The following is a 24,628-nucleotide window of genomic DNA, read 5'->3' as shown; positions in this document are numbered from 1 at the left end:
CCGGGCTTGTGTGATGGTCATCAGAGATTGACGCTGCCTTCGAGAGGAAGTTGCAGCCTCTTACGAGTGGTAGGCAGCTTCGCCGTGCGAGGCGAGATCGAGACCTTCGCGTTCTGCTTCCACGGTGACGCGCAGGCCGACGACGAGATCGACGATCTTGTAGATGACCAGCGAGCCGATACCGCACCATGCGATGGTGACGAGAACGGCATAGACCTGGGTCATGAACTGACCGCCCATCGTGACGCCTTCGGCATAGCCGATACCGCCGAGCGAGGCGGATGCGAAGATGCCCGTGGCAAGAGCGCCGAACAGGCCGCCGATGCCGTGGACGCCGAACACGTCTGCCGTGTCGTCATAGCCGAACTTGTTCTTGATGACGGCAACGAAGAAGTAGCACAGCGGCGAGACGATCAGGCCCATGACGATGGCGCCCATCGGACCGGCAATGCCGGCAGCCGGCGTGATGGCGACGAGACCGGCGATCATGCCCGAGACAGCACCGAGCAGCGAAGCCTTGCCGCGGGTGAAGGTTTCGACGACGCACCAGGAGAGGACGGCTGCAGCGGTTGCAACAAAGGTGTTGACCGTTGCGAGCATTGCGCCGCCCGAAGCTTCGAGGTTGGAGCCTGCGTTGAAGCCGAACCAGCCGACCCAGAGCATTGCAGCGCCGACGAGCGTCAGCGTCATCGAATGCGGAGCCATCATGTCCTTGCCGTAGCCGGTACGCTTGCCGACCATGATCGCACCAATCAGACCTGCAAGACCTGCATTGATGTGAACGACGGTGCCGCCGGCAAAGTCAAGCGCGCCCCAACCGAAGATCAGGCCATTTGCGTCCCAGACCATGTGGGCGATCGGGAAGTAGACGAAGGTAACCCACAGGATGCAGAACAGGATCGAAGCCGAGAACTTGATGCGCTCGGCGAACGCGCCAATGATCAGTGCAGGCGTCAGAGCCGCAAAGGTCATTTGGAACATCACGAAGATGAATTCCGGAATGACCACGCCGTCGGAAAAGGTTGCAGCCGTCGAGTCCATGTTGACACCCGACAGGAACATTTTCGCCGTACCACCCCAGAAGGCGGAGGTGCTGCCGCCGAAGGCAAAGGAATAGCCGTAGGTGACCCAGATGATCATGATGGCGGCACCGGCAACGGTGCACTGCATCAGGACCGACAGCATGTTCTTGGTGCGGACGAGGCCGCCGTAAAACAGGGCGATGCCCGGCATCAGCATGAACAGCACGAGAAGCGTGCAGATGAACATGAACGCGGTGTCGCCCTTGTCGGCAACCGGGGCGGCAGCCGCGGCAGCGACTGCCGGTGCGGCAGCGTCCTGCGCAAAGGCGACGGCGGGCGCGGCGAAGGCCGCAGCCGCGGCACCGAGGCGCCCGAGAGTTGAAAATTTGGTAAATTGCATAGCTTGAAGACTCCCCTGTCAGCCGTTCTTACAGCGCTTCAGTATTGGTTTCGCCGGTGCGAATGCGCACGGCCTGCTCGATCGAATAGACAAAGATCTTGCCGTCGCCGATCTGGCCGGTCTTGGCGGAAGAGGCGATTGCTTCAACGGCTTTTTCGACGAGGTCGGTCGGAACCGCGATCTCGATTTTCAGCTTCGGCAGGAAGCTGACCGCATATTCCGTCCCACGGTAGATTTCCGTGTGTCCCTTCTGGCGTCCGTAGCCCTTTACTTCGGTCACGGTAAGGCCCTGGATACCGACAGCGGTGAGGGCTTCGCGCACCTCATCCAGCTTGAATGGCTTGATAATGGCCATTACAATTTTCATCTGGCTTCCCATCCTTTGTTGCTCGGCTCGGGGCCGATTCTCCTGGATCACTGCCTGATCAAGAGCAGCGACTGACATGACACATTCAAGGGTCATGCCAGTTTGAGAAGCCAGATTAAGCTATTGATAAGAATGACCCTTTCAGAACGTCGCCAAATAACGGGCAACGCGCCGGCCAAATTGCGGCGAAAACTTGTGCAGTTTTCTCAAAATGCCCAAATATTATTCATTTGCTCTTTTACGAATCAAACCTTCTTGCGCGACGGATGCGACGAGCTCGCCGGATCGACTGTAGATTGCGCCGCGGGTCATGCCGCGCGCGCCGAATGCGCTGGGACTGTCCTGCGAATAGAGCAGCCAGTCGTTGAAACGGATCGGACGGTGGAACCACATCGCATGGTCGATACTCGCGGCCTGGATGGTTGGATCGAAGATCGAGGTGCCGTGCGGATAGAGAGAGGCATCGAGAAGCGTCATGTCGGAGAGATAGGCAAGCAACGCCGCCTGGATCGTCCGGTCGTCCGGCACCGGGCCGGTGGTCCTCACCCAGATATCCTGGCGCGGCTCCAGCTTCTCCTTGGACAGATAATGCGCAAGCGATGTCGGCCGCATCTCGATCGGACGCTCGCGAGACCAGTAGCGGCGCACGGCTTCGGAGCCGTGCTTCAGGAACATCTTCTTGAATTCGCTTTCCGGCATCAGCTCTTCCGGCATGGCGACGGGCGGCATCGACATCTGATGGTCGTAACCGCCTTCGTCGATCTGGAACGAAGCGGACATCGAAAAGATGGCATGCCCATGCTGGATGGCGACAATCCGTCGCGTGGTGAAGCTCGACCCGTCCCTGATTCGCTCCACTTGGTATATGATCGGCACCAGCGGATCTCCAGGCCGCAGGAAATAGGCATGCAGCGAGTGCACGAAGCGATCGCTGGCGACCGTCCGCTGTGCCGCAACCAGCGCCTGGCCGATCACCTGTCCGCCGAACACTCTCTGCCATCCCGTGTCGGGGCCGGTCCTGCCGCGAAACAGGTTCTCCTCCAGCTTTTCGAGGTCGAGTACGGTCAGCAGTGCGCTGATGGGATCGATTGGGGTAGAAGAACTCGACATTAAGACGGACTCCGGCGGTAGGAAGCGGGCACTTGATGATCTATATCTAAGGCTAAGCGTTTCGAGCTCAAATGGAAACGCCACGAAGTGTTTGACGTGCTCGGGAGTTTTGCAATGCTGGACATGCTGGTTGTGGGTGGTGGTTATGTGGGCCTTGCGGCGGCGGTCGCGGTCAAGCAGGCGGCGCCGCATCTGGAGGTCCAGGTCGTCGAGGCCGCACCGGCCGGTGTCTGGGAAAAGGACGAGCGCGCCTCCGCGATCATCGCGGCCGCGAGCCAGATGCTCGACATTCTCGGCACCTGGGACGAGATCTTGCCGCATGCCCAACCCATCAACCGGATGATCGTCACCGACAGCCGGACATCCGATCCGGTCCGCCCGGTCTTTCTCACCTTCGACGGCACGATCCAGGCAGGCAAGCCCTTCGCCCATATGGTGCCGAACGTTGCGATGGTGCGCGCCCTGCGCGGCGCCGCCGAACGGCTCGGCGTATCGATCCGTCACGGCCTTTCCGCCACCGGCTTCGAGACGACCGCAACGCATACGACCGTGAAGTTTTCCGATGGCTCGACCGAGGAAACCCGCCTCCTCGTTGCCTGCGACGGCGTGCGCTCGAAGCTGCGCGACATGGCCGGCATCCGCACTGTCAACTGGACATACGACCAGTCCGGCATCGTCGCGACGGTTGCCCATGAACGCGACCACGAAGGCGTGGCGGAAGAGCATTTCCTGCCGTCCGGCCCGTTCGCCATCCTGCCGCTCACCAACAATCGCTCGTCGCTGGTCTGGACGGAGCGCACCGATGCCGCCGAGCGCCTGATGGCATCGGACGACTTGATCTTCGAGGAAGAGCTGCAGCGGCGCTTCGGCCACAAGCTGGGCGAGATCCGGCTGGTCGGCGGTCGCAAGGCCTATCCGCTCAGCCTCACCCTGTCGCGTGCCTTTGTCGCACCGCGCTTCGCGCTTGCCGGCGATGCCGCCCACGGCATTCATCCGATCTCCGGCCAGGGTCTCAACCTCGGCTTCAAGGATGTCGCAGCGCTTGCCGAGACGATCGTCGAGGCGGATCGCCTCGGCCTCGACATCGGCTCGCTCAATGTGCTCGAGCGCTACCAGTCGTGGCGGCGTTTCGATACGTTCCGGATGGGCGTGACGACGGATGTGCTGAACCGGCTGTTTTCCAACGACGTCACGCCAATCCGTATCGCCCGCGATTTCGGCTTGGGCGTCGTGGAGCGGCTTCCGAAGATCAAGGATTTCTTCATCGGCCAAGCCGCCGGAACGACGGTCAAGGATAACCCGAAACTGCTGAGCGGCCGATCAATCTGAAGGCGGCTCACGGCTCGATCTGAAGGCTAGTCCTCGAGCTTGCGGGCTTCCGACATGAGCATGATCGGGATCCCGTCGCGGATCGGATAGGCAAGCCGCGCGCCTTGCGACACGAGCTCGTTGTTTTCGCGATCGAGCGACAGCCTGCCCTTGGTCATCGGGCAGACGAGAAGATCGAGCAGTTTCGGGTCCACCTTGCTGAGTTTTTCGTCCATGACCGGTCTTTGCCTTACTGCAGCACGTTCGCAGTCCCGGATCCCTGCGCAAGCAGGATCTCGGTGATTGCGATCAACGTATCAGCCCGGCTCTTCAGATCCGGTGCCTCCAGAAGCGCCTGCTTCTCGGCAGGGCCAAAGGGCGACATCATCGACAGCGAATTCACCAGCGTCCGGTTTCCGGCCCGCTCGATGCTTTCCCAGTCCGCCTCCAGCTTGTTGGCGTCGAGATAGGCCTTGAAGACCCGCAGCAGTTCCGGCCGATTGACGGCTTTTTCATCATCCTCGTCGGTCAGATCGGACAGGAAAGGCGCGTGTCTGAATTTGCGGAACGGATGGCCGCCACCGATCTCATCGAGCAGCCTGAAGCGGCAGATCCCGCTGAGCGAAATGATGTAGCGGCCATCGCCGGTTTCGGCAAAGGACGTGATCCGACCGGCGCAACCGATCGACGACAGCGCCGAGCGCCCGCCGCCGAGCGGCTCATCCGGTTCCATCAATGATGGCTGCACGATGCCGATCAACCTGTCGCCCGCAAGCGCTGCATCGAACAGGGACAGATAACGCGGCTCGAAGATATTGAGAGGAAGCTGGCCTCCCGGCAGGAGCAAAGCCCCAGTCAGCGGAAAGACCGGGATCGTTTCCGGAAGATCCTCCCGCTTCAGATAGCGCGCGTTTCCCACATGCATTGGTCCGATACCTCCCAGACCACATTCACCGGACAAAAATGTCTGTCCGAATCTGGCCGTTGTCCAAACCTGGCCGTTCAGCCAAACCTATAAAACTAATGTGGGGCATCGTCGCCGGAACGCAAGGCTGCGATCCGGCTTAGCGATCAATCGGCAACACAATCAGGAGAACAGGATCGACGAAAGACGACGGCGCCCGGAAATCGTAGCCGGATCTTTCGGCCCCCAGACCTCGAAGAATTGCAGCAGCTGGCGGCGCGCGCCATCGTCGTCGAAGGTACGATCCTTGCGCATGATGGTCAGCAGGTGATCGGCCGCCTTTTCGCGTTCGCCCTGGACGTTGAGGATCTTGGCGAGGCTCACGCGGGCCTCGTGATCGTCGGGGTTGGCGGCAAGCTGCTGCTCGAGTGCGACAGGGTCACCCAGTTTGCGGGCTTCCTCGATTTGCTCCAGCTTTTTGGCGACCGCCTGTATTGCGGGATCGGCAGCCATCTCTTCGGGCAGGGAGGCGAGCATCTCGCCGGCGCGGGCCGTTTCGCCCATGCCAATCAGGCACTGCATCATGCCGGCCGCAGCCTTCGGGTTTTCCGGGTCGGCCTGCAGCACGGCGCCGTAGAGCTGTGCGGCACCCTGGATATCGTCCTGTCCGAGCAGGGTTTCCGCATCGCCGAGCACCGCCTCGATCTCGGCCGCCTGGTCCATGCCCTCTGGACCTGCGACCTTTTCGATGAACTCGCGGATCTGGCTTTCCGGAATGGCCCCCATGAACCCGTCGACCGGACGGCCATCGGCAAAGGCGATCACGGCCGGGATCGACTGGATCCCGAGCTGTCCCGCGATCGAGGGATGGTCGTCAATGTTCATCTTGACGAGCCTGACGCGACCCTGGGCTTCGTTGACGACCTTTTCGATGACGGGCGTGAGTTGCTTGCACGGACCGCACCAGGGCGCCCAGAAATCGACGAGAACCGGCTGGCTGCGCGATGCCTCGATCACGTCCTTGCCGAAGCCTGCGGTTGTCGTGTCCGAGATATAGCTACCGGCAGCAGCAGGGGCAGAGGAAGCCGCGGGCGCTGGGGCCGCTGCAGGCGTCGAACCGAAGTTCACCGTCGCGTTTTGGCCGCCGTAGTTACCGGCGCCATAGGAGCCACCATAAGGATTGTTCGTGCCGCTCATGAAAGTGTTCTCCCGGAAAAAGTCCAATCGGCACACGGCCGATGCGCATTATGTCTTACTCTGAATTGCAAAGATCGTATGTCAGCCCGTCACTTTCAAGACAAGCGGCGTATGGCCCGTCGCCTCCAGAAAGCGGATAAGATCGTCGCGACCGATCGACGTCGTCGCATCGTTTGAGAGTGGATGGCCATTGATCACCTCTTCGCGCATGAGGTCTTCGTCGAGCACGAACGTGACGTTGTTATCCGTGTCGTTCAGCGCGCCGAACACGGTGACGGAGCCTGGCACGACGCCGAGAAATTCCAGCATCTTTTCAGGATTGCCGAACGACACGCGACTGGAGGCCCCGATCACCTTGTGGACGGTCTTTAGATCGACGCTGGCGTTTTCTTCGACCGTGATGACGAAGAACTGGTCCTTCTTGTCTTTGACGAACAGGTTCTTGGTATGCCCGCCCGGGATCTCGTCACGCAGACTGGCTGATTCCGATACCGTAAACACCGGTGCATGCGCTTTCGTCTTGTGGGCAATATCGAGGCTATCGAGAAAGGCGAACAGGTCTTCTGCAGTTTTTGGCATGATCGATCTTGGCTGCTCTTGAGGTGTTGGCCCCGGCCGGCGGGGTAAGGATGGCGGACTATAGACAGATTGTTCCGACCGGCCAAGATGCACGCTTTGACGCAAACCCTTGTTTTGCAGGGGCTTTCGAAGCTCCTGAAAAATTCTTCATCGAGATCGTCATTTCCCTGTTGCATTTGAAAAAAGTCTGGGCCATATACCGCCCGTCGCCGGCAACGAGCGGCACCGACGATCCAGACTACCACCGGGTCGACGGTTTATGAGCGGGTGTAGCTCAGTGGTAGAGCACAACCTTGCCAAGGTTGGGGTCGAGGGTTCGAATCCCTTCGCCCGCTCCAAATTCTCCCAAAAAACAAAAAGTAATGACGACGGCGCGGCTGGGCCAAGGCTCAGCATTGTCGGTCCTATGTCCGCCACCAGTAGCGGGACAGAGGCCACCTTGTGGCAGCCTCCGCTCTCACGGCCTCAGCTCTTCGAAAAAACGTAGTCGGTTTCCTGTCGCAGGGTTTCGCCGGGGCGAAGCACTGCATTGGGGAAAGTCTCGTGGTTGATTGCATCGGGCCAGACCTGGGTTTCCAGGCAGAAGCCGGCGTAAGGCGCGTAGGGACGGCCTTCCATGCCGGGCACCGGCAAGGCGAGCTTGAAGCCCGCGTAGAACTGGATCCCCGGCTCCGTGGTGCGCACTTCGAGCTGCACGCCGGAATACAGGCTGCGGGCAAGCGCGACCGAGCGCTTGGCAGTCCTCTCCTCCGAGAGGCAGTAGTTATGATCGAACTTCACCTGTTCGCCATCGGCGCCGGTGCGCTGGATCGGACCCATCTCGCTCAGGTCGAACGTGGTGCCAGCAAGCGGCATCAGGACGCCGGTCGGCACCATCCTTTCATCCACCGCCGTCAACTCAGCCGCGGCGATCATCATGTCGTGGCCGAAAATGTCGGGACGACCGTCGAGATTGAAATAGGAGTGCTGGCAGACGTTGGCGGGCGTCGGCTGGTCGGTCACCGTGTCGTAGATCACCGAAAGCACCCCGTCTTCCATCAGCTGGTAGGTCGCAGTGACGGTGCAGTTGCCGGGATATCCGGCGCGTCCGTCCGGGTCGGTGATCTGCAGCACGACTCGGTCTTCCGCGTGATCGACGATCGACCAGATGCGCCGGGCGATACCGTCGGATCCGCCGTGCAGATGGGTTACGCCGTCTTCGTTGAGTTCCAGCTGGTATTCTGTGCCGTCGATCGAGAAGCGGCCATCGCCGATGCGATTGGCACAGCGACCAGGCGTGGCGCCGAAATAGGGCGAGTAGGCCTCATAGTCTGCGAAATTGTCGAACCCCAGCACCAGAGGCGGCTCGTGGCCGGCAAGCCGCAGATCCTGGATAACCGAACCCCAGGTGAGAACCTGGGCTGTCAGCCCGCCGCCCGACAGCGTGATCCGGTGCACCGCCTCGCCGCTCTTCGTCGTGCCGAAAATCTCGAATTCATGACCCGTCATAACCCATCTCCCGAATGTTTGCGGCAAACTGCGTGATTTCGGTCAAAGCTGCAACGAGGCCAGCCGAAAAATCCGTCAGGCTCTCATCCAGCAAGGATGACGGGGCAGAAACCGGTCTCGATCACTCGGTGCCGATTTTTTCGAGGTCGTAAGGCGTCGTCTGGTAGATCTCGTTAATCCAGTTTCCAAACAGCAGATGCGCATGACCGCGCCAGCGGTTGAGCGGAGCCAGCGTATCGTCGTTGTGCGGAAAATAGTCGTGCGGCATCTTGATGGGGATGCCGGCATCGACATCGCGGAAATACTCGTCGGCAAGCGAGGTGGAATCGTATTCGACGTGGTTAAACATGAACAGCCGCCGTCCGGCCCGCTCATGCACGAGGCAGAGGCCCATTTCGTCTGATTCCATCAGGATCTCGAGGTCACTGCCGGCCTTTTCAACATCCTCCCGACGAACTTCCGTCCAGCGCGACACCGGCACCTGGAAATCGTCGGAGAAGCCGTTGAGGTAGACGGAGGCCGGCGACAGGTTGCGGTGGCGATAGACCCCAAACGCCTTTTCCTTCAGCCCGTGCTTCGGAACGCCGTGGAAATGATAGATCGCGGCCATCGCCCCCCAGCAGACATTCATGGTGGAATGCACGTTGGTGGTGGTCCAGTCGAAAATTTCCTTCATCTCCTGCCAGTAGGTGACGTCTTCGTAGGGCAGGGTTTCTACCGGCGCGCCGGTGATGATGAAACCGTCGAATTTGCGGTGCTTCACCTCTTCCCACGTCTCGTAGAACGACAGGAGATGATCTTCCGATGTGTTCTTGGCTTTGTGGCCGCCGATGCGGACCAGCGAAAACTCGACCTGCAGCGGCGAAGCGCCGACAAGGCGCGCCATCTGCACTTCGGTCTTGATCTTGTTGGGCATGAGGTTGAGTAGCCCGATCTGCAGTGGCCGGATGTCCTGCCTGACCGCCATCGTTTCGGTCATCACGCGCACGCCCTCGGAAACGAGCGTGTTGAAGGCAGGCAGCGTATCGGGGATCTTGATCGGCATCTCTTCAACCCAAAAACAAAAAGCCGGCACGAAGAATCGCAGCCGGCCCGTGGGAAGTTTTTGAAACTCTTCTCGCGGCCCTTTAGCGACTTTTTTTACGTGGCTGCAAGCCGGCCGGCCAAATCACCACGGAATTTCGACTTTTCAAATAATCCCTGCCACGCCCGCCGTCAATGGCAGCAAAAATACCCGCTTTCGCCGCATCAATGCGACACGCGCCTTTCCCTTGTCAGCCGGTTTAGGATAAGGGCATGGGCAATGGCCAACTCGACCTTCACGATCCTGCTCGGCGGTGACCTCACCGTAACCGACCGACTGCAAAAGGCAGTTGCCGCAAGCCGCTTCATCGCGGCCGACAGCGGCATGCGCCATGCAGAGGCGCTGGGTGTGATGCCGGAGCTCTGGGTGGGCGACTTCGATTCCTCCGACGCAGACCTGATCGCGCGCTTTCCGGATGTCGAGCGCCGGACCTATCCGCCGGAAAAGAACGAGACGGATGGCGAGATTGCGACGGCTGAAGCGATCGAACGCGGCGCGACGCGGCTGATCCTGATCGGCGCGCTGGGCGGCGAACGGTCCGACCATGCGCTCCAGCATTTTCTGCATGCGATGAGCCTTGCCGAGCGCGGCCATGACGTTCTCCTGACATCCGGTGAGGAAGAGGCCGTGCCGTTTCTCGCCGGCACGATGACGCTCGACCTGCCCAAGGGCACGTTGTTTTCCGTCATCGGTTTCACAGGCCTTGCAGGCCTCGACATTCTTGGCGCGCGCTATCCACTCAAGGATTACACGCTGCCCTTCGGTTCCTCCCGCACCGTGTCCAACGTTGCAGAAGGGCCCGTCCAATTCCATTTACGTGACGGGAGGGCGATGATCCTTGCCCGTCCAAACGATTTTTCCGGAGCATAGACGCCGCATGGCACCGCCAATTCTGAAACTCGACGATATCGTTCTAACCTTCGGCGGCACGCCGCTTCTCAACGGAGCTGCCCTGCAGGTGGAGCCCGGCGACCGCATCTCTCTCGTCGGCCGCAACGGCTCGGGCAAATCGACGCTGATGAAGATCGCCGCTGGCATGGTGGAAGCGCAGTCGGGTGAGGTTTTCCGGCACCCCAATGCGACGATCCGCTATCTCGAACAGGCGCCGGATTTTGCTGGTTACAAAACCGTGCAGGCCTATGCGGAAGCGGGGCTTGGACCTGGCGACGATCCCTACCGCGTCACCTATCTGCTGGAGCATCTCGGCCTGACAGGAGAGGAAGACCCGGTCAGGCTTTCCGGTGGCGAGGCGCGACGCGCAGCACTTGTCCGCGTCATGGCGCCGGAACCGGATATCCTGATGCTGGACGAGCCGACCAACCATCTGGATCTGCCGACCATCGAATGGCTGGAAGACGAGCTGCGCAAGACCCGCAGCGCGCTCGTCGTCATCAGCCATGACCGTCGCTTTCTCGAAAAGGTGTCCAACGCCACAGTCTGGCTGGACCGCGGCACGTCCCGCCGCCTGTCGCGCGGTTTCGGCCATTTCGAAGCCTGGCGGGATCAGGTTCTCGAGGAGGAAGAGATCGAGCAGCACAAGCTCGGCAAGGCGATCGAGCGCGAAGAACACTGGATGCGCTACGGCGTGACCGCAAGGCGAAAGCGCAACATGCGCCGCGTCGGCGAGCTGCAGTCCATGCGGGCCGACTACCGCGGCCACAAGGGACCGCAGGGCTCCGTTCAGGCCTCCGTCGCCGAAGGGCGCGAGTCCGGCAAGCTGGTGGTGGAAGCGGAAAACATCACCAAGACCTATGACAAGCCGATCGTTGCGCCATTCTCGACCCGCATTCATCGCGGCGACCGGATCGGCCTGGTTGGTCCGAATGGCGCTGGTAAGACGACGCTTCTCAAGATGCTGACGGGTCAGCTTGCTCCCGACAGCGGCTGGATCAAGCTCGGCACCAATCTCGAAATTGCCACGCTTGACCAGAAGCGCGAGGACCTCGACCCCGCAGATACGCTGTCTCACTATCTGACAGACGGCCGCGGCGAGACGCTGCTGGTCAACGGCGAACAGCGGCATGTGGCGGGCTACATGAAGGATTTCCTGTTCCAGCCGGAACAGATCCGCACGCCGATCAAGAACCTCTCCGGTGGCGAGCGCGCGCGCCTGATGCTGGCCCGCATGCTGGCAAAGCCGTCGAACCTTCTGATCCTCGACGAACCGACCAACGACCTCGACATCGAGACGCTGGACCTCTTGCAGGAAATCGTCGCGGGCTATGCCGGCACCGTCATTCTCGTTAGCCATGACCGCGACTTTCTCGACCGCACCGTGACCTCGACGATCGCCCCGACAGACCCGGATGCACCTGATGGCCGCTGGATCGAATATGCAGGCGGCTATACCGACATGCTGCAGCAGCGCAAAGGCATGGCCGACGAAAAGCGCCGCGCCGATAAGGCGGAAAAGGCGAAAACGGACAGCACTGCTCCGGCTGCCACCAAGACAAAGGGCAAGCTCTCCTTCAAGCAGAAGTTCGCGCTGGAAAACCTCCCCAAGGACATGGCCAAGGCGCAGGACGAGATCGCTACATCCGAACGGAAGATGGCCGATCCCAAACTCTTCGCCAAAGACCCGTCGGCGTTTTCAAAGCTTGCCGCAGAGACGGCAAAACTACGCGATCGTGTCGCCAAAATGGAAGAAGAATGGCTGGAGCTTGAGATGCTCCGAGAACAGATTGAAGGATAGTTAAAGAATTCCTATACTTAACAAATAAATATCCACCGTTTTATTTATCGCGAGCCGGAACAAACATTCCCCGGTGACGTTCGGCATCCATCAAGTGGTCGAAATGCGTAGTGCGGTATGAATGCCGACATGCCGACCAGATGGAAACAAAACGGTTAGGAATGTCCAATGCTGACTAATGTGATGCGTCGTCGGCTGGCGAGTGATGCAATGGAACAGCGCGTTCTGATCGTTGAGGACGAATTCCTGATCGCGCTTGATGTTGCCGAGACTGTCGAGAGCATGGGTCTCAAGGTTGCAGGCTTTGCCAGCGCCCGCAAGCACGCCCTGTCGCTCGGCGCATACGCCGATATCGCGCTGGTCGACGTCAATCTCTCCGACGGCCGGACCGGTCCGGAAATCGGGCGTGAACTCGCTGCTGAATACGGCCTGACGGTCATCTTCATGACGGCCAATCCGGAAGACGTGAAAGACGGCGTCGAAGGATCGCTTGGCGTTCTGACCAAGCCCGTCATGCCGCATGTGGTAGAGCAGACGATCGACTATGCCATCGCCAACCGTCTCGGCGGCATGGCGATCGTGCCGCGTGACCTCAAGATATTCCGCAACGACTCCCAGTCAGGCTACGCGCTCAACGCGTGAACCTTGTTGCCAAAGAACTACTAGCAAGAAAGCCGTCCGGCACCCCGGGCGGCTTTCTTGCTATCGCGACTGCTATCGCACGATGCCCCTCGGTCCTTGGCCATGAACGCAAGACGGCAGCGGTTCGACACCACTTGCCAGACAATTCCTTCACCGGTACATCTAGTCCCGCTCTAACGGGGTGCTGCGCGGTAACGTGCGGCTGAGAGGCTTTCAGCCAACCCGCGGAACCTGATCCGGCTAACACCGGCGGAGGGATTAGACGCCTCACGCTCAGCGCCTATTCCCCTTGTAGATTGATTTTGAAGGAGGCGTTGATGCGCAAACTCTTGCTATCGCTCACCGTGGCTGCGGCCACCATCATCCTGACGCCGGCCGCAAGGGCCGAGGACAAGGTGCTGACCATCTACACCTATGAAAGCTTCACCGCCGACTGGGGCCCCGGCCCCAAGGTGAAGGCGGCTTTCGAAAAGACCTGCGCCTGCAAGGTCGAATTCGTGGCTGTCGCCGATGGCGTCGCCCTTCTGACCCGGCTGAAGCTGGAGGGTGAGACGACCAAGGCCGATATCGCGCTCGGGCTCGACACCAACCTGATTTCGGAGGCGAAGGCCACCGGCCTGTTCGAACCGCATGGACTGCAGGCATCGTCCGGCGACGGCGGCATCAGCGTTCCCGGCAATTACGCGGACGATACGTTCCTGCCCTATGACTACGGCCATTTCGCCATCGTCTACGACACGAAGACCATCAAGAACCCGCCGAGGAGCCTGAAGGAACTGGTGGAAGGCGATCCTTCGCAGAAGATCGCGATCGAAGATCCGCGCACCTCGACACCCGGCCTCGGCCTGCTTTTGTGGATGAAATCAGTCTATGGCGACAAGGCGCCGGAAGCCTGGGCAAAGCTGAAGGGCCGCATCCTGACCGTCACGCCCGGTTGGTCGGAAGCCTACGGCCTGTTTACCAAGGGCGAAGTGCCGATGGTGCTGTCCTATACGACCTCGCCTGCCTATCACATGGTGGAGGAGAACGAGAACCGTTACCAGGCGGCCGCGTTTTCCGAGGGCCATTACGTGCAGATCGAAGTGGCCGGCATGCTGAAGGGCGCCCGTGACAAGGATCTCGCCCGTGACTTCCTCAAATTCATGGTGTCGCAGGGTTTTCAGGACGTGATCCCCACTACCAACTGGATGATGCCGGTGACGAAGACGTCGCAGCCGCTGCCCGACGCTTTCGGCAAGCTGGTCATGCCGGAAAAGACATTCCTGATGGGATCCGACGAAGTCGCGAAGAACCGCCAGGCATGGATCGACGAATGGCTGAACGCCATGAGCATGAACTGATCGGCTGAACCGGGCATGCTGCTGACCGCTGCCGAGCGAAGACGGGGGATTTCCGGAGGGGTGCTGAGCCTCGTCGCGATCGCGCTTTTCGTCGGCATCGCGGTCTCGGCCCTGCTGCTCTGGGATGCCCCTGAAACGCAGGGGCAATTGTTCACGGCCTATACCGGCCGCATCCTGCAGTTCACGCTGTGGCAGGCGGTGCTCTCGACCCTGTTCTCTGTGTGTCTGGCGCTTCCCGTAGCGCTGTCACTGGCAAGACGGCCGCATTTCATCGGCCGTATCTGGATCGTGCGGCTGATGGCGTTGCCGATGGGTCTGCCGGTTCTGATCGGTGCGCTGGGTCTGATCGGCATCTGGGGGCGCCAGGGCGCGGTCAATAGTTTCCTCTCGACATTGGGGCTTGAGCAGCCGATCAGCATTTACGGCCTGACCGGTATTCTCCTCGCCCATGTCTTCTTCAACCTGCCGCTGGCCGCCCGCCTGTTTCTCGTGGCGCTCGAGCGGCAGCCTGCGGAATACTGGCTGCTCTCCACCAGCCTCGGCATGAAGCCGTTGTCGATCTTCCGTTTCATCGAGGGGCCCGCTCTCATCCGGGTCGTGCCGGGCATTGCCGGGCTGATCTTCATGCTCTGCGCCACCAGTTTCACGCTGGTCCTGATTCTGGGCGGCGGGCCGGCGGCGACGACGCTGGAAGTGGCGATCTACCAGTCGCTGCGCTTCGATTTCGATCCGCCGCGTGCCATCGGACTGGCGGTGCTACAGATCGCCGTGACGGGCCTGATCCTCGCCGCTCTCGCGTTTCTCCCCGCCCCCGACGGCACACATGTAACTGCCGGCCGCGCCACCCGCCGCTTCGATGGACGGACATGGGGCGCAAGGCTGTGGGACGGCTCAACCATCCTCGCTGCGACCCTGTTCCTCATCCTGCCGCTCGCCTCGATCTTCCTAGCCGGCATCAAGGCCGATCTCTGGCGGCTGGCGTCCAGCCCCGCATTCCTCAACGCCGCCTATACAAGCCTGTCGATCGCGCTCTTGTCCGGGCTGCTGGCCGTCAGCGTCGCATTGGCGATCATCCATGCGCGCATTGCCATAAGGGATCTCCGTCATCCCGGCATCCCGGCGCGCGGGCTGGCGGCGATGCTGGGTGCGACGTCGTCGCTGGTGCTGCTGGTGCCGCCGGTCGTGATCGGGACAGGCTTGTTCCTGCTGCTTCGCCCGTTCGGAGATGTCTCGCGTTTTGCCCCCGCACTGGTCGCGGCCATCAACATGCTGATGGCCCTGCCCTTCGTGATGCGGGTGCTGGAACCGGCGATCGAGGATCATCGGCGGCAGACGGCACGCCTGGCCGCGAGCCTCGGCGTAACAGGCTTCTCGAGGCTGCGGCGGATCGACCTGCCCTTCCTGATCGGCCCAATCCTTACGGCACTGTCGTTTGCCATGGCGCTCTCGCTCGGCGATCTCGGTGCTGTGGCCCTGTTCGGATCCTCGGAACTGACGACCCTGCCCTGGCTCGTCTACAGCAGACTATCCAGCTACCGAACCAACGACGCCGACGGGCTTGCCCTGCTTTTAGGCATGATATGTCTGGCGCTGACGATCCTCGGAAGTCTGAGCCGCCGAAAGGGATACGATGGCTGACAGCATCCGCCTGGAAAAGATCGCGCTGCAACTCGGCACCAAACGGTTCAGCTTCGATATTGCCATGACCGACGGCGCGATTACCGCCGTGACCGGGCCGTCTGGTTCGGGGAAATCGACCCTCTTGAACCTGATCACGGGCTTCGAGATACCGGAGTCCGGCCGCATCCTGATCGCGGGCGAGGACGTGACCCACGCGCACCCCTCAAAGCGGCCGATTTCGCTGGTGTTCCAGGACAACAATCTGTTCGCCCATCTCGACCTCGTCACCAATATCGGCCTCGGCGTCGATCCGTCCCTCAAGCTTTCCCGTGAGGACAGGGTGAGAATTTCGCAGTCACTCGAGCGTGTCGGGCTTGCAGGATTCGAGACGCGCAAACCGGGAACGCTGTCCGGCGGCGAGAGGCAGCGCGCGGCATTTGCGCGGGTGCTGGTGCGAAAAAGACCCGTCCTTTTGATGGACGAGCCGTTTGCGGCGCTTGATCCTGAACTCAGGTCTTCGATGGCGTCGCTGCTTCTGGACCTGCACCGCGAAACCGGCAATACGGTGGTGATCGTCAGCCACGACCGCGCCGAGGTTCAAAAGCTTGCTGACGTGGTGGTCGCTGTCGACGATGGCACCATCGTCAACTCCGCCGCAAACACGGCTATTCCTTACGCCCGCTAGAGGCCAGTCGACGGAGCGTCGTCACGAATAGAGACAGGCGAAAACCAACGTTATCGCAGTGCCACAATTTGGTCTTGCGGCGATGTCATCGCCTTGGTTTATCAGAAGTCAATTGCAAACGCGCCGGCTGAACCTATCTCTTTTATCTGTGCATGCGATGCGAAAATCGGTACGAAGCGAAGGTGAACAGGACTGACGGTGCAGAAGACACGGATCAACACACGCGAGGACGCGACACCCGGCAGGACCGGGCAGACCAGCGCACCGCGCCGTTGGAGACGCTTTGCCGTCGTGTTGCTCGCAGGTGCAGCACTCGCAGGCTGTCAGTCCGTGTTCGACCAGGCCTATACGCCGAACGTCTCGCCATCGGACTCGCCGCAGATCGTCGACGAAGTTCAAAAGAACGATCCGCGGGCGCAGATGGGTGCGCGCGAGCATCCCCGCATCGTGGCAAGCTACGGCGGCGAATATCGTGACGCCAAGACCGAACGGCTGGTCGCCCGGATTGCCGGCGCGCTGACCGCTGTTTCGGAAAACCCGACGCAGTCTTTCCGCATCACCATCCTCAATTCCCCGGCGATCAACGCCTTCGCCCTGCCCGGTGGCTATCTCTACGTCACGCGCGGACTTCTGGCGCTCGCCAACGACGCGTCCGAAGTGGCGGCCGTGCTGTCGCACGAGATGGGCCACGTCACCGCCAACCACGGCATCGAACGCCAGCGGCGCGAAGAAGCCGAAGTCATCGCCAGCCGGGTGGTTGCCGAAGTTCTATCGAGCGACATCGCCGGCAAGCAGGCGCTTGCCCGCGGCAAGCTGAGGCTCGCTGCTTTCTCCCGCCAACAGGAACTGCAGGCGGACGTGATCGGTGTGCGGATGCTGGGCGAAGCTGGCTACGACCCTTACGCCGCTGCGCGCTTCCTCGATTCGATGGCGGCCTATGCGCGCTACTCGGCTGTCGATCCCGACAGCGACCAGAGCCTGGACTTCCTGTCCAGCCACCCGAATTCCGCCCAGCGCGTCGATCTGGCCCGCAGGCATGCCCGCAACTTCGGCCAGGAAGGCGTCGGCGACAAGGGTCGCGACTATTTCCTCGCCGGCATCGACGGGCTTCTCTATGGCGACAGCCCCCAGGAGGGTTATGTCCGCGGCCAGACCTTCCTGCACGGGGGCCTTGGAATACGCTTCGACGTTCCGCCGGACTTCCGCATCGACAACAAGGTCGAAGCCGTGCTGGCGACGGGACCGGGCGAAACCGCGATCCGTTTCGACGGCGTCGCCGCTGGCGACACCAGCAGCTTGCCCAACTATCTGACCAGCGGCTGGGTGGCAGGGCTTCAGCCGGAAACCGTGCGCGAGACAACCGTCAACGGCCTGCCGGCCGCGACCGCACGCGCCTCCGCCGAACGCTGGGATTTCGATGTGACCGTGATCAAGGTCAACGACCAGATCTTCCGGTTCCTGACGGCAGTTCCGAAGGGCAGTCCCGCACTCGACACGACCGCACAGATCCTGCGCAACAGCTTCCGCCGCATGACACAGCCTGAAATCGCGTCGCTGAAGCCGCTCCGCGTCCGCGTCGTAAGCGTTGGGCCGCAGGATACGATGGCATCGCTGTCAAGCCGGATGATGGGCACAGACCGCAAGCTGGACCTGTTCAAGCTGATCAACGCCATTCCGGTCGGCGCGACATTGTCGCCGGGCCAAAAAGTCAAAATCATTTCCGAATGAGGCTTGTATAAAAGCTTCAAAGCGCGAAGGCCGTTTCAAGGGCCTGCGCGCTTTGAAGCATCGTGTCGAGATGTCGCGACCGCCAGAGCGGCGCGGGCACAGTGTGTTTAGGACACAAGCGCCATCTGCGGATTTGCGGTGACGAGTGCCGACTTCAGCTTCTCGATCGCGCGGCTTTCGATCTGGCGCACACGCTCCTTGGAAATGCCGAGCTTGGCGCCAAGCGCTTCCAGCGTCGCACCGTCATCCGTCAGCCTGCGGGCGCGGATGATCATCTTTTCGCGGTCGTTGAGCTTTGTGAGGGCACCCTGCAGCCATTTCAGCCGACGCTCGCCATCGATCATGCCGGAGACCTGTTCGTCCGGCAGTGGTTCGCCGCTGGCCAGCATGTCGAGGCGTTCGCCACTGTCGGCATCACCGGAAATCGTTGGAGCCTGAAGCGACGAGTCATTGCCGGAGAGGCGGGCATCCATGGTCTGCACGTCGGAAACGCTGACGCCGAGTGCGACGGCAATTTCCTCATGGATGGCCTGGGCCGTGAGGTTGGAGTCGCCGCGGGCAAGTTTTGCGCGCAGGCGGCGCAGATTGAAGAACAGCGCTTTCTGGGCTGAACTCGTACCACCGCGTACGATCGACCAGTTGCGCAGGATATAGTCCTGCATGGAGGCACGGATCCACCAGCTGGCGTATGTGGAAAAGCGGACATCGCGGGCCGGTTCGAACCTTGCCGCAGCCTCGAGCAATCCCACATAACCTTCCTGAACGAGATCGCTCATGGGTAGACCGAACCCACGGAATTTCGATGCCATCGCGATGACGAGACGCATGTGGGCGAGTGCAATCTGGTTTCGAGCGCCCTGATCCTGGCGGTCTTTCCAACGGATTGCCAGATCACGCTCTTCCTCGCGGGCGAGATACGGAGCCGACATCGCTATCTTGATCATTGTGCGGTCTGCGGACATGGCTGTCATAGTGTTCTCCGTGGTGCCGTGATCGACAAAGGGCAGAACCAAAAAAAACGCTGAATTGCGGGATTACCGATATTCCAGCCTTGATTTTTGCGAATTTCTGCCGATGTCCCTCAAGTGTCTCGCGGAGGTCTTGGACCGGTTAGGCAATCGCCCCGCTATTGGTTAGGACGGAGAACACGCAGCACGATGCAGCATTAAATTCGCCGTTCCGGCGGGTTAACGCGCTTGTGTTGTAAAGGTTCCAACAAAAAACCCGGCACTAGGCCGGGTTTTTGGTGTTGTCTTTCAGAGACAAATCAGGCTGCTTCTTCTTCCTGAGCTTCATCTTCCTCGACTGTCTTGCCGCGCTTGGGACCCTTGGCAAGGTTGACCTCGATCAGGCGAACGGCTTCCGTATCGGACATCTTGTTGACGGCGGCAATTTCGCGCGCCATGCGATCCAGCGCCGCTTCATACAGCTGACGCTCGGAATAAGACTGCTCGGGCTGGTTTTCGGCGCGGAAGAGATCGCGCACCACTTCTGCAATGGAGATCAGATCACCGGAATTGATCTTGGCATCATATTCCTGTGCGCGACGCGACCACATCGTGCGCTTCACGCGGGCCTTGCCCTGGACCACCTTCAATGCACGTTCGACGAAATCCGTCTCGGAGAGCTTGCGCATGCCGATGCTCAAGGCCTTGGCGACCGGAACCTTCAGGCGCATTTTGTCCTTTTCAAAATCGATCACGAAAAGCTCGAGCTTCATGCCCGCGACTTCCTGTTCTTCGATAGAGGTGATCGTGCCGACGCCATGCGCAGGATAAACAATCGATTCACCAGTTCTAAAGCCCTGGCGTGCGGGAGAATTCTTTTTCAGTTGGGTCGTCATTCGATTCACAAACTCCCTTTGACTCACCCGTTTTATCGGGTCTGGGGAAACCGGGTCTGTCAGGCCCGGATGAGACGGGGGAAACCGTCGGGTCACTCCATACTGATCCGACAACGCGCGCAAAAACAGACCAACTCGCGAAACGGCGACGACAACATCAAAGTGTTGCAATGTCACTGGGAACGCGGGGAGCGATCTGTTTCTTTCGTGATGTTTTTCGGGCACGCGAGTGCCACCTTGTGGAACAGTGAGTAAGCTCTACCACAAAAAAGTGCGGAAATCAATAATTTGCTTTTATTCTTGCAAGCCGCGTGACAGTCGGACAGTGCCCAACCAAAAGACAGCTGATTCGAGCGGGTGACGGGCGCACCGTCACCATTCAGGTTTAATCGCCGGAACCTGGCTCTGCCGAGAAGTACTTTTCATACTTGCCTTCTTCGCCGTCCATTTCCTTGGCCTCCGGAAGAGGATCCCTCTTCACGGTAATGTTCGGCCAGATCTGCGCGAAATCGGAGTTCACCTTCAGCCACTTGTCGAGACCTGGTTCCGTGTCAGGCTTGATGGCCTCAGCCGGACATTCAGGCTCGCAGACGCCGCAATCGATGCATTCGTCCGGGTGAATGACCAGAAAGTTCTCACCTTCGTAGAAGCAATCGACCGGGCACACTTCGACACAGTCTGTGTATTTGCAGCGGATGCAATTGTCTGTCACGACGAATGTCATGCGAAACTCCGAATATCGCAGATTGCGGCACGCTGCCGACGAAAGGTGCGGCAGGCGAAAAGCCGGCAGACTTCAGCACTCAAGGAAGTCATGCTTTTCGAGTGTCACCTAATGCCTTTGCTGCAACTGCGCAAGAATAAACCGTGCGTAAAAACCGGGTCTTGAGGGCGGATTTTCTAAACCTAGTTTTCGCCCGCTTCGGGAAACAGGCGTTCGGTCTCCCGCCTTTCCTTCTTCGTCGGACGCCCCGAGCCCGGCAGGCGTTGCGCCTGCTCGAACGCCGTCAACTTCTGGCGTTCCTCCGGAGGCGGCGTCAGATCTTCGTAGAGAAGCCGCGCCTCTTCGAATGGACCCCGCCGATCACCACCGGACTTGACGACCAGAACCACATCGCGCCGTTCCAGCTTGATGTCGAGGCGGTCCCCGGTCTTGACCTGATAGCTTGGCTGAGACACCAGCGCGCCGTTGATCCGGATGCAGTTGGACTGGATCAGCGACTGCGCGATGGAGCGTGACTTTGCCATGCGCGCGAAAAAGAGCCACTTGTCGATGCGCTGTCGCGAACCTGCATGCAGCTCTTTTTCAACCATGCGCCTACTTCTTCATCTGCTCCTTGAGAGCAGCAAGCTTGGCAAAGGGCGAATCCGGATCGATCGGCTTTTCCTTGCGCGGTGGCTTGGCCTCAAAGCGAGCGGGCTGCGGTCCCTTGTTACGGTCCGGACGATCGTTACGATCTCCGCGCTCGGGACGATCGCCCCGGTTTTCAGGCCGACGGTTGTTGTTGTCGCGGTTTGGACGACCACCGTCACGGCGCTCGCCATCCCGACGACCATCGCGACGGCCTTCCTTGGGAGCGGCTTCGCCCTGGGGGCGGGCTTCCTGGGTGCGGCCTGCTGAGGCAGCACCGGCATTGCGCTGACCCTGGCCGTTACCACGGCGATCACCCTGCTGTGGCCGACCACCCTGGCGCTGGCTGTTCTCGCGACCGCCACCCGGGCGCCACAGGAGAACAGGCTTTGCTTCTTCGGGTTCGACGGCAGCGGCAGATTGAGTCGAGGCGGCTGTCTCGGCCTGAGCGTCCGGCTCGGCCGTTGCAGGTGCCTCAACGGTTTCAGCTTCCATGGAAGCGGCGACGTCAGGCGCTGCAGCTTCTTCACTCGCAGCGTCTTCTGCAGGAGCAGCAGCCTCAGCAGGCGCCACAACCTCAGCGGAAGCTTCGGTTGCTTCAGTTTCTTCGCCCTGATCGCCTTCGGCAGTCGGTGCGGCCTCGTCTGCTGCAGCCGTTGGCGTGGCAGGGGCAGCCGCAGCTGGCTCCTGGCCAGCCAGGAATGCCTGCGCCTCTTCAGGCTTCACGGCATCGGCGCGATAGCCGAGGCCTTTCAGAATTTCTTCCATATCGTCAGGCGTTGCGCCGAGGATCGACAGCATGGCTGTCGTCGTCACGAAGCGGCGACCGTCATAGGCGCCTTCTGGACGCGGGCTGGAGCCCGGCTTCCACTGCAGCAGCGGACGGATGAGATCGGCCAGACGCTCGAGAATGTCGATACGAACGGCACGCTTGCCGAGGAAGCGGAAACCGGCGAGCTTGTAGAAGGTACGCTCGAAAGCAGGATCCGCGACGACCGATGTGCGGCCGGCAGCAAGCGCCGGAATGAGATCGCCGTAACCCGGCTTGTCGATGCCGTCGTTCTTCAGCGCCCAGAGAAGCGTGATAAGCTCGGCCGGAGCAGGCTTCAGCAGCGCCGGCATGAACACATGGTAGGCGCCGAAGCGGATGCCGTATCGGCGCATCGAAGCGCGCGCATCCTGATCGAGCGTCTTCACGTCTTCGGCAACATCGCGCCGGAACATGACGCCGAGGTTTTCGACCAGCTGGAAGGCCAGGCCCTTGGCGAGACCCTGCAGGTCTTCAGCGCGCGACAGATCGTCCAGCGGCTTCAGCACGGTCGCAATGTGATGGTTCACGAAACGCTCGATGCGCGCAACGACGTGTTCGCGGGCATTGCCGGTCAACTGCTCGTCGGCAAGCAGGATCAGGCGCGGGCGCATGATATGGTCGCTTGACGCAAGCCGGCCGACAGGTTCGCCTAGCCAGCGCACGGAACCGTCCGAGCCGACAGCAAGGTCGTTGTTGCCGGATGCATAAAGCCGCGCGGCGCGTGCCTCGAACTCCAGCGCAAGCGCCTTTTGCGCGGCACCCTGGACGGCCTTCGCATCTGGACCCTCCGTGCCGGCTATAGGCGTGAATCGGAATCCAGCCAATTGCCCCACATGATGGCCTTCGACGAAGACATCCCCATTCACACTGATTTCAGCTTCCAGCATCGCATTCTCTCTTAGGCGCTTCATGAGCACAGATGTCCTGCGATCAACAAAGCGTTTCGTCAACCGTTCATGTAACGCGTCCGACAACCTATCCTCGATTTCCCGTGTCTTTTCTTGCCAGTGTGTCGGATCGGCAAGCCAGCCAGGGCGGTTCGAAACATAGGTCCAGGTACGAATCTGCGCGATTCGGGCCGACAGGGTGTCGATTTCTCCGTCGGTCCGGTCGGCGCGGCGAACCTGTTCTGCCATGAATTGCTCGTTCACCGTGCCGAAGCGCACAAGATCCGAGAAAAGAGTCGAAATGAGGTCTGCGTGTTGCGCAGGGGCAATCCGCCGATAGTCCGGCAGAGCGCAGGCCTCCCACAATTTTTCCACCCGCTCCGGCGTTGTCGCCGTATCGCGGATTTCTGCGTAGCGCGACAGATAGTCGAGCGCCTGGATATCGATTGCCGGCAGCGCGCGGGCAAGCCCCGCCACGGTCGGCGGCCGGTCGAGACTGGCACGCAGAGCGGCAAGCGAGGAATAGTCGACGCTTTTCGTGCGCCACTGCAGCACTTTCACCGGCTCGAAATGATGACCCTCGATCCGCTCGACCAGTTCGTCGTCGAACGGCTGGACCTGCCCGGTGACACCAAAGGTTCCGTCACGCAGGTGGCGGCCCGCACGCCCGGCAATCTGCGCCATTTCGGACGGATTGAGATTGCGGAACTGATAGCCGTCGAACTTGCGATCCTGAGCGAAGGCAACGTGATCCACATCGAGATTGAGGCCCATGCCGATCGCATCGGTTGCGACGAGATATTCCACATCGCCTTCCTGATAGAGAGCGACCTGTGCATTGCGGGTGCGCGGGCTCAAGGCGCCAAGCACGACAGCCGCACCACCGCGCTGGCGGCGGATCAGTTCGGCGATCGCATAGACCTCTTCCGCAGAGAAGGCGACGATCGCGGAACGCTGCGGCAGGCGGGTGATCTTTTTCTGACCGGCATAAAACAACTGCGAGAGGCGCGGCCGTTCGACCACGGTGATCCCGGGAAGCAGCCGTTCGAGGATCGGCCGCATGGTGCCGGCACCGAGCAGCAACGTCTCCTCGCGTCCGCGAAGATGCAGGATGCGGTCGGTGAAGATGTGCCCGCGCTCGAGATCGCCGGCCAGCTGTACCTCGTCGATAGCGACGAAGGCGGCCTTTGTCTCGCGCGGCATCGCCTCGACGGTGCAGACGGAAAAGCGCGCCATATGCGGCGTGATCTTTTCCTCGCCCGTGATCAGCGCGACATTGTGATAGCCCACCTTCTCCACGACACGCGTATAGACCTCGCGTGCAAGCAGGCGAAGGGGCAGACCGATGACGCCGGAACCGTGCGCAACCATGCGCTCGATGGCATAATGGGTCTTGCCGGTATTGGTGGGGCCTAGCACGGCCGTGACGCCGCGGCCGCTGAGAATCATGGGCTGAGAATGCAAAGCCAGTTCCTGCTTATCCGCCGATGCGATCCTCCACGGAAACGCAATCGCAGTATCAGATGGCCATGCTCGACGATAAACGCAAGCCGATATGTTGTCCTCGACA

General features: G+C 60.8%; 23 protein-coding genes, 1 tRNA gene and 2 riboswitches. Of the genes, 10 read left to right on the top strand and 14 right to left on the bottom strand.

Annotated elements, in window-relative coordinates; all coding sequences use genetic code 11:
* Nucleotides 1–60: 60 nt before the first annotated feature.
* From ASG19_RS21100 to tesB, 3 genes are all read right to left on the bottom strand, one after another.
* Nucleotides 61–1,422: an ammonium transporter gene (locus tag ASG19_RS21100; protein WP_062462266.1), complete on the bottom strand. Its 1,362-nt coding sequence runs from the start codon at nucleotides 1,420–1,422 to the stop codon at nucleotides 61–63.
* Between the two features lie 28 nt (nucleotides 1,423–1,450).
* Entirely contained in the window at nucleotides 1,451–1,801 is a 351-nt protein-coding gene (locus tag ASG19_RS21095) for a P-II family nitrogen regulator (protein WP_062462263.1), read from the bottom strand.
* Nucleotides 1,802–2,011: 210 nt separating this feature from the next.
* Entirely contained in the window at nucleotides 2,012–2,899 is an 888-nt protein-coding gene (tesB, locus tag ASG19_RS21090) for an acyl-CoA thioesterase II (protein ID WP_062462260.1), read from the bottom strand.
* Between the two features lie 114 nt (nucleotides 2,900–3,013).
* Here tesB and ASG19_RS21085 point away from each other — a divergent pair, with 114 nt between their 5' ends.
* A complete protein-coding gene (locus ASG19_RS21085) occupies nucleotides 3,014–4,228 on the top strand; it encodes a ubiquinone biosynthesis hydroxylase (protein ID WP_062462258.1) in 1,215 nt (404 codons plus the stop codon).
* A 26-nt stretch (nucleotides 4,229–4,254) separates the two neighbouring features.
* Here ASG19_RS21085 and ASG19_RS21080 read toward each other — a convergent pair whose 3' ends face one another.
* The 4 genes from ASG19_RS21080 to ASG19_RS21065 all read right to left on the bottom strand — a co-directional run bounded on the left by ASG19_RS21080 (nucleotide 4,255) and on the right by ASG19_RS21065 (nucleotide 6,887).
* Nucleotides 4,255–4,443 (bottom strand): Trm112 family protein, encoded by a 189-nt coding sequence (locus tag ASG19_RS21080; protein WP_062462256.1) that lies wholly within the window; start codon nucleotides 4,441–4,443, stop codon nucleotides 4,255–4,257.
* Nucleotides 4,444–4,457: 14 nt separating this feature from the next.
* The gene (locus ASG19_RS21075; protein ID WP_062462253.1) at nucleotides 4,458–5,132 is read right to left on the bottom strand and encodes an LON peptidase substrate-binding domain-containing protein; all 675 of its coding nucleotides are present in this window, start codon (nucleotides 5,130–5,132) and stop codon (nucleotides 4,458–4,460) included.
* A 162-nt stretch (nucleotides 5,133–5,294) separates the two neighbouring features.
* Nucleotides 5,295–6,308 (bottom strand): thioredoxin, encoded by a 1,014-nt coding sequence (trxA, locus tag ASG19_RS21070; protein ID WP_062462250.1) that lies wholly within the window; start codon nucleotides 6,306–6,308, stop codon nucleotides 5,295–5,297.
* 81 nt (nucleotides 6,309–6,389) lie between these two features.
* Nucleotides 6,390–6,887: a prolyl-tRNA synthetase associated domain-containing protein gene (locus ASG19_RS21065; RefSeq protein WP_062462247.1), complete on the bottom strand. Its 498-nt coding sequence runs from the start codon at nucleotides 6,885–6,887 to the stop codon at nucleotides 6,390–6,392.
* A gap of 8 nt (nucleotides 6,888–6,895) precedes the next feature.
* Here ASG19_RS21065 and ASG19_RS21060 point away from each other — a divergent pair, with 8 nt between their 5' ends.
* A complete protein-coding gene (locus ASG19_RS21060; protein WP_156466581.1) occupies nucleotides 6,896–7,150 on the top strand; it encodes a hypothetical protein in 255 nt (84 codons plus the stop codon).
* Nucleotides 7,151–7,225, top strand: a tRNA-Gly gene (locus ASG19_RS21055).
* Between the two features lie 127 nt (nucleotides 7,226–7,352).
* Here the strand turns inward: ASG19_RS21055 and ASG19_RS21050 are convergent.
* Nucleotides 7,353–8,375, bottom strand: a complete 1,023-nt coding sequence (locus ASG19_RS21050; RefSeq protein WP_062462241.1) for an aldose epimerase family protein — start codon at nucleotides 8,373–8,375, stop codon at nucleotides 7,353–7,355.
* A gap of 121 nt (nucleotides 8,376–8,496) precedes the next feature.
* Nucleotides 8,497–9,420, bottom strand: a complete 924-nt coding sequence (metA, locus tag ASG19_RS21045) for a homoserine O-succinyltransferase (protein ID WP_062462238.1) — start codon at nucleotides 9,418–9,420, stop codon at nucleotides 8,497–8,499.
* 62 nt (nucleotides 9,421–9,482) lie between these two features.
* Nucleotides 9,483–9,560: riboswitch (SAM riboswitch) on the bottom strand.
* Between the two features lie 118 nt (nucleotides 9,561–9,678).
* Here metA and ASG19_RS21040 point away from each other — a divergent pair.
* The 7 genes from ASG19_RS21040 (at nucleotide 9,679) to ASG19_RS21010 (ending at nucleotide 18,166) form a co-directional block, all read left to right on the top strand.
* Nucleotides 9,679–10,329, top strand: coding sequence for a thiamine diphosphokinase (locus ASG19_RS21040; protein WP_062462235.1), 651 nt, complete (start codon nucleotides 9,679–9,681; stop codon nucleotides 10,327–10,329).
* 7 nt (nucleotides 10,330–10,336) lie between these two features.
* The gene (locus ASG19_RS21035) at nucleotides 10,337–12,151 is read left to right on the top strand and encodes an ABC-F family ATP-binding cassette domain-containing protein (protein ID WP_062462232.1); all 1,815 of its coding nucleotides are present in this window, start codon (nucleotides 10,337–10,339) and stop codon (nucleotides 12,149–12,151) included.
* A gap of 168 nt (nucleotides 12,152–12,319) precedes the next feature.
* A complete protein-coding gene (locus tag ASG19_RS21030) occupies nucleotides 12,320–12,793 on the top strand; it encodes a response regulator (RefSeq protein WP_062462225.1) in 474 nt (157 codons plus the stop codon).
* 167 nt (nucleotides 12,794–12,960) lie between these two features.
* A riboswitch (TPP riboswitch) is annotated at nucleotides 12,961–13,068 on the top strand.
* 42 nt (nucleotides 13,069–13,110) lie between these two features.
* A complete protein-coding gene (gene thiB / locus ASG19_RS21025) occupies nucleotides 13,111–14,133 on the top strand; it encodes a thiamine ABC transporter substrate binding subunit (protein ID WP_062462222.1) in 1,023 nt (340 codons plus the stop codon).
* A 15-nt stretch (nucleotides 14,134–14,148) separates the two neighbouring features.
* A complete protein-coding gene (locus ASG19_RS21020) occupies nucleotides 14,149–15,771 on the top strand; it encodes a thiamine/thiamine pyrophosphate ABC transporter permease ThiP (RefSeq protein ID WP_062462219.1) in 1,623 nt (540 codons plus the stop codon).
* Nucleotides 15,764–16,438 carry an ATP-binding cassette domain-containing protein gene (locus ASG19_RS21015; RefSeq protein ID WP_062462216.1) on the top strand — a complete coding sequence of 225 codons (675 nt, stop codon included), beginning with the start codon at nucleotides 15,764–15,766 and terminating at the stop codon, nucleotides 16,436–16,438. Before ASG19_RS21020 ends, ASG19_RS21015 begins: the two co-directional genes overlap by 8 nt.
* A gap of 291 nt (nucleotides 16,439–16,729) precedes the next feature.
* Nucleotides 16,730–18,166, top strand: a complete 1,437-nt coding sequence (locus ASG19_RS21010) for a M48 family metalloprotease (protein WP_244476253.1) — start codon at nucleotides 16,730–16,732, stop codon at nucleotides 18,164–18,166.
* A 107-nt stretch (nucleotides 18,167–18,273) separates the two neighbouring features.
* Here ASG19_RS21010 and ASG19_RS21005 read toward each other — a convergent pair whose 3' ends face one another.
* The 5 genes from ASG19_RS21005 to ASG19_RS20985 all read right to left on the bottom strand — a co-directional run bounded on the left by ASG19_RS21005 (nucleotide 18,274) and on the right by ASG19_RS20985 (nucleotide 24,528).
* On the bottom strand, nucleotides 18,274–19,137 hold the full coding sequence (locus ASG19_RS21005) for an RNA polymerase factor sigma-32 (RefSeq protein ID WP_062462213.1): 864 nt from the start codon (nucleotides 19,135–19,137) through the stop codon (nucleotides 18,274–18,276).
* Between the two features lie 296 nt (nucleotides 19,138–19,433).
* Nucleotides 19,434–20,009 (bottom strand): CarD family transcriptional regulator, encoded by a 576-nt coding sequence (locus ASG19_RS21000; RefSeq protein WP_062462212.1) that lies wholly within the window; start codon nucleotides 20,007–20,009, stop codon nucleotides 19,434–19,436.
* A 385-nt stretch (nucleotides 20,010–20,394) separates the two neighbouring features.
* On the bottom strand, nucleotides 20,395–20,733 hold the full coding sequence (gene fdxA / locus ASG19_RS20995) for a ferredoxin FdxA (RefSeq protein ID WP_062462209.1): 339 nt from the start codon (nucleotides 20,731–20,733) through the stop codon (nucleotides 20,395–20,397).
* A 182-nt stretch (nucleotides 20,734–20,915) separates the two neighbouring features.
* Complete coding sequence (locus ASG19_RS20990) at nucleotides 20,916–21,323, bottom strand: RNA-binding S4 domain-containing protein (RefSeq protein ID WP_062462206.1); 408 nt, start codon at nucleotides 21,321–21,323, stop codon at nucleotides 20,916–20,918.
* A 4-nt stretch (nucleotides 21,324–21,327) separates the two neighbouring features.
* On the bottom strand, nucleotides 21,328–24,528 hold the full coding sequence (locus ASG19_RS20985; protein ID WP_062462202.1) for a helicase-related protein: 3,201 nt from the start codon (nucleotides 24,526–24,528) through the stop codon (nucleotides 21,328–21,330).
* Between the last annotated feature and the right edge of the window lie 100 nt (nucleotides 24,529–24,628).

This window comes from Rhizobium sp. Leaf306, from assembly GCF_001423425.1.
GTDB lineage: Bacteria > Pseudomonadota > Alphaproteobacteria > Rhizobiales > Rhizobiaceae > Neorhizobium > Neorhizobium soli.
Note: the sequence above shows the minus strand (reverse complement) of the source record. Positions and strands in the feature narration are given on the sequence as shown.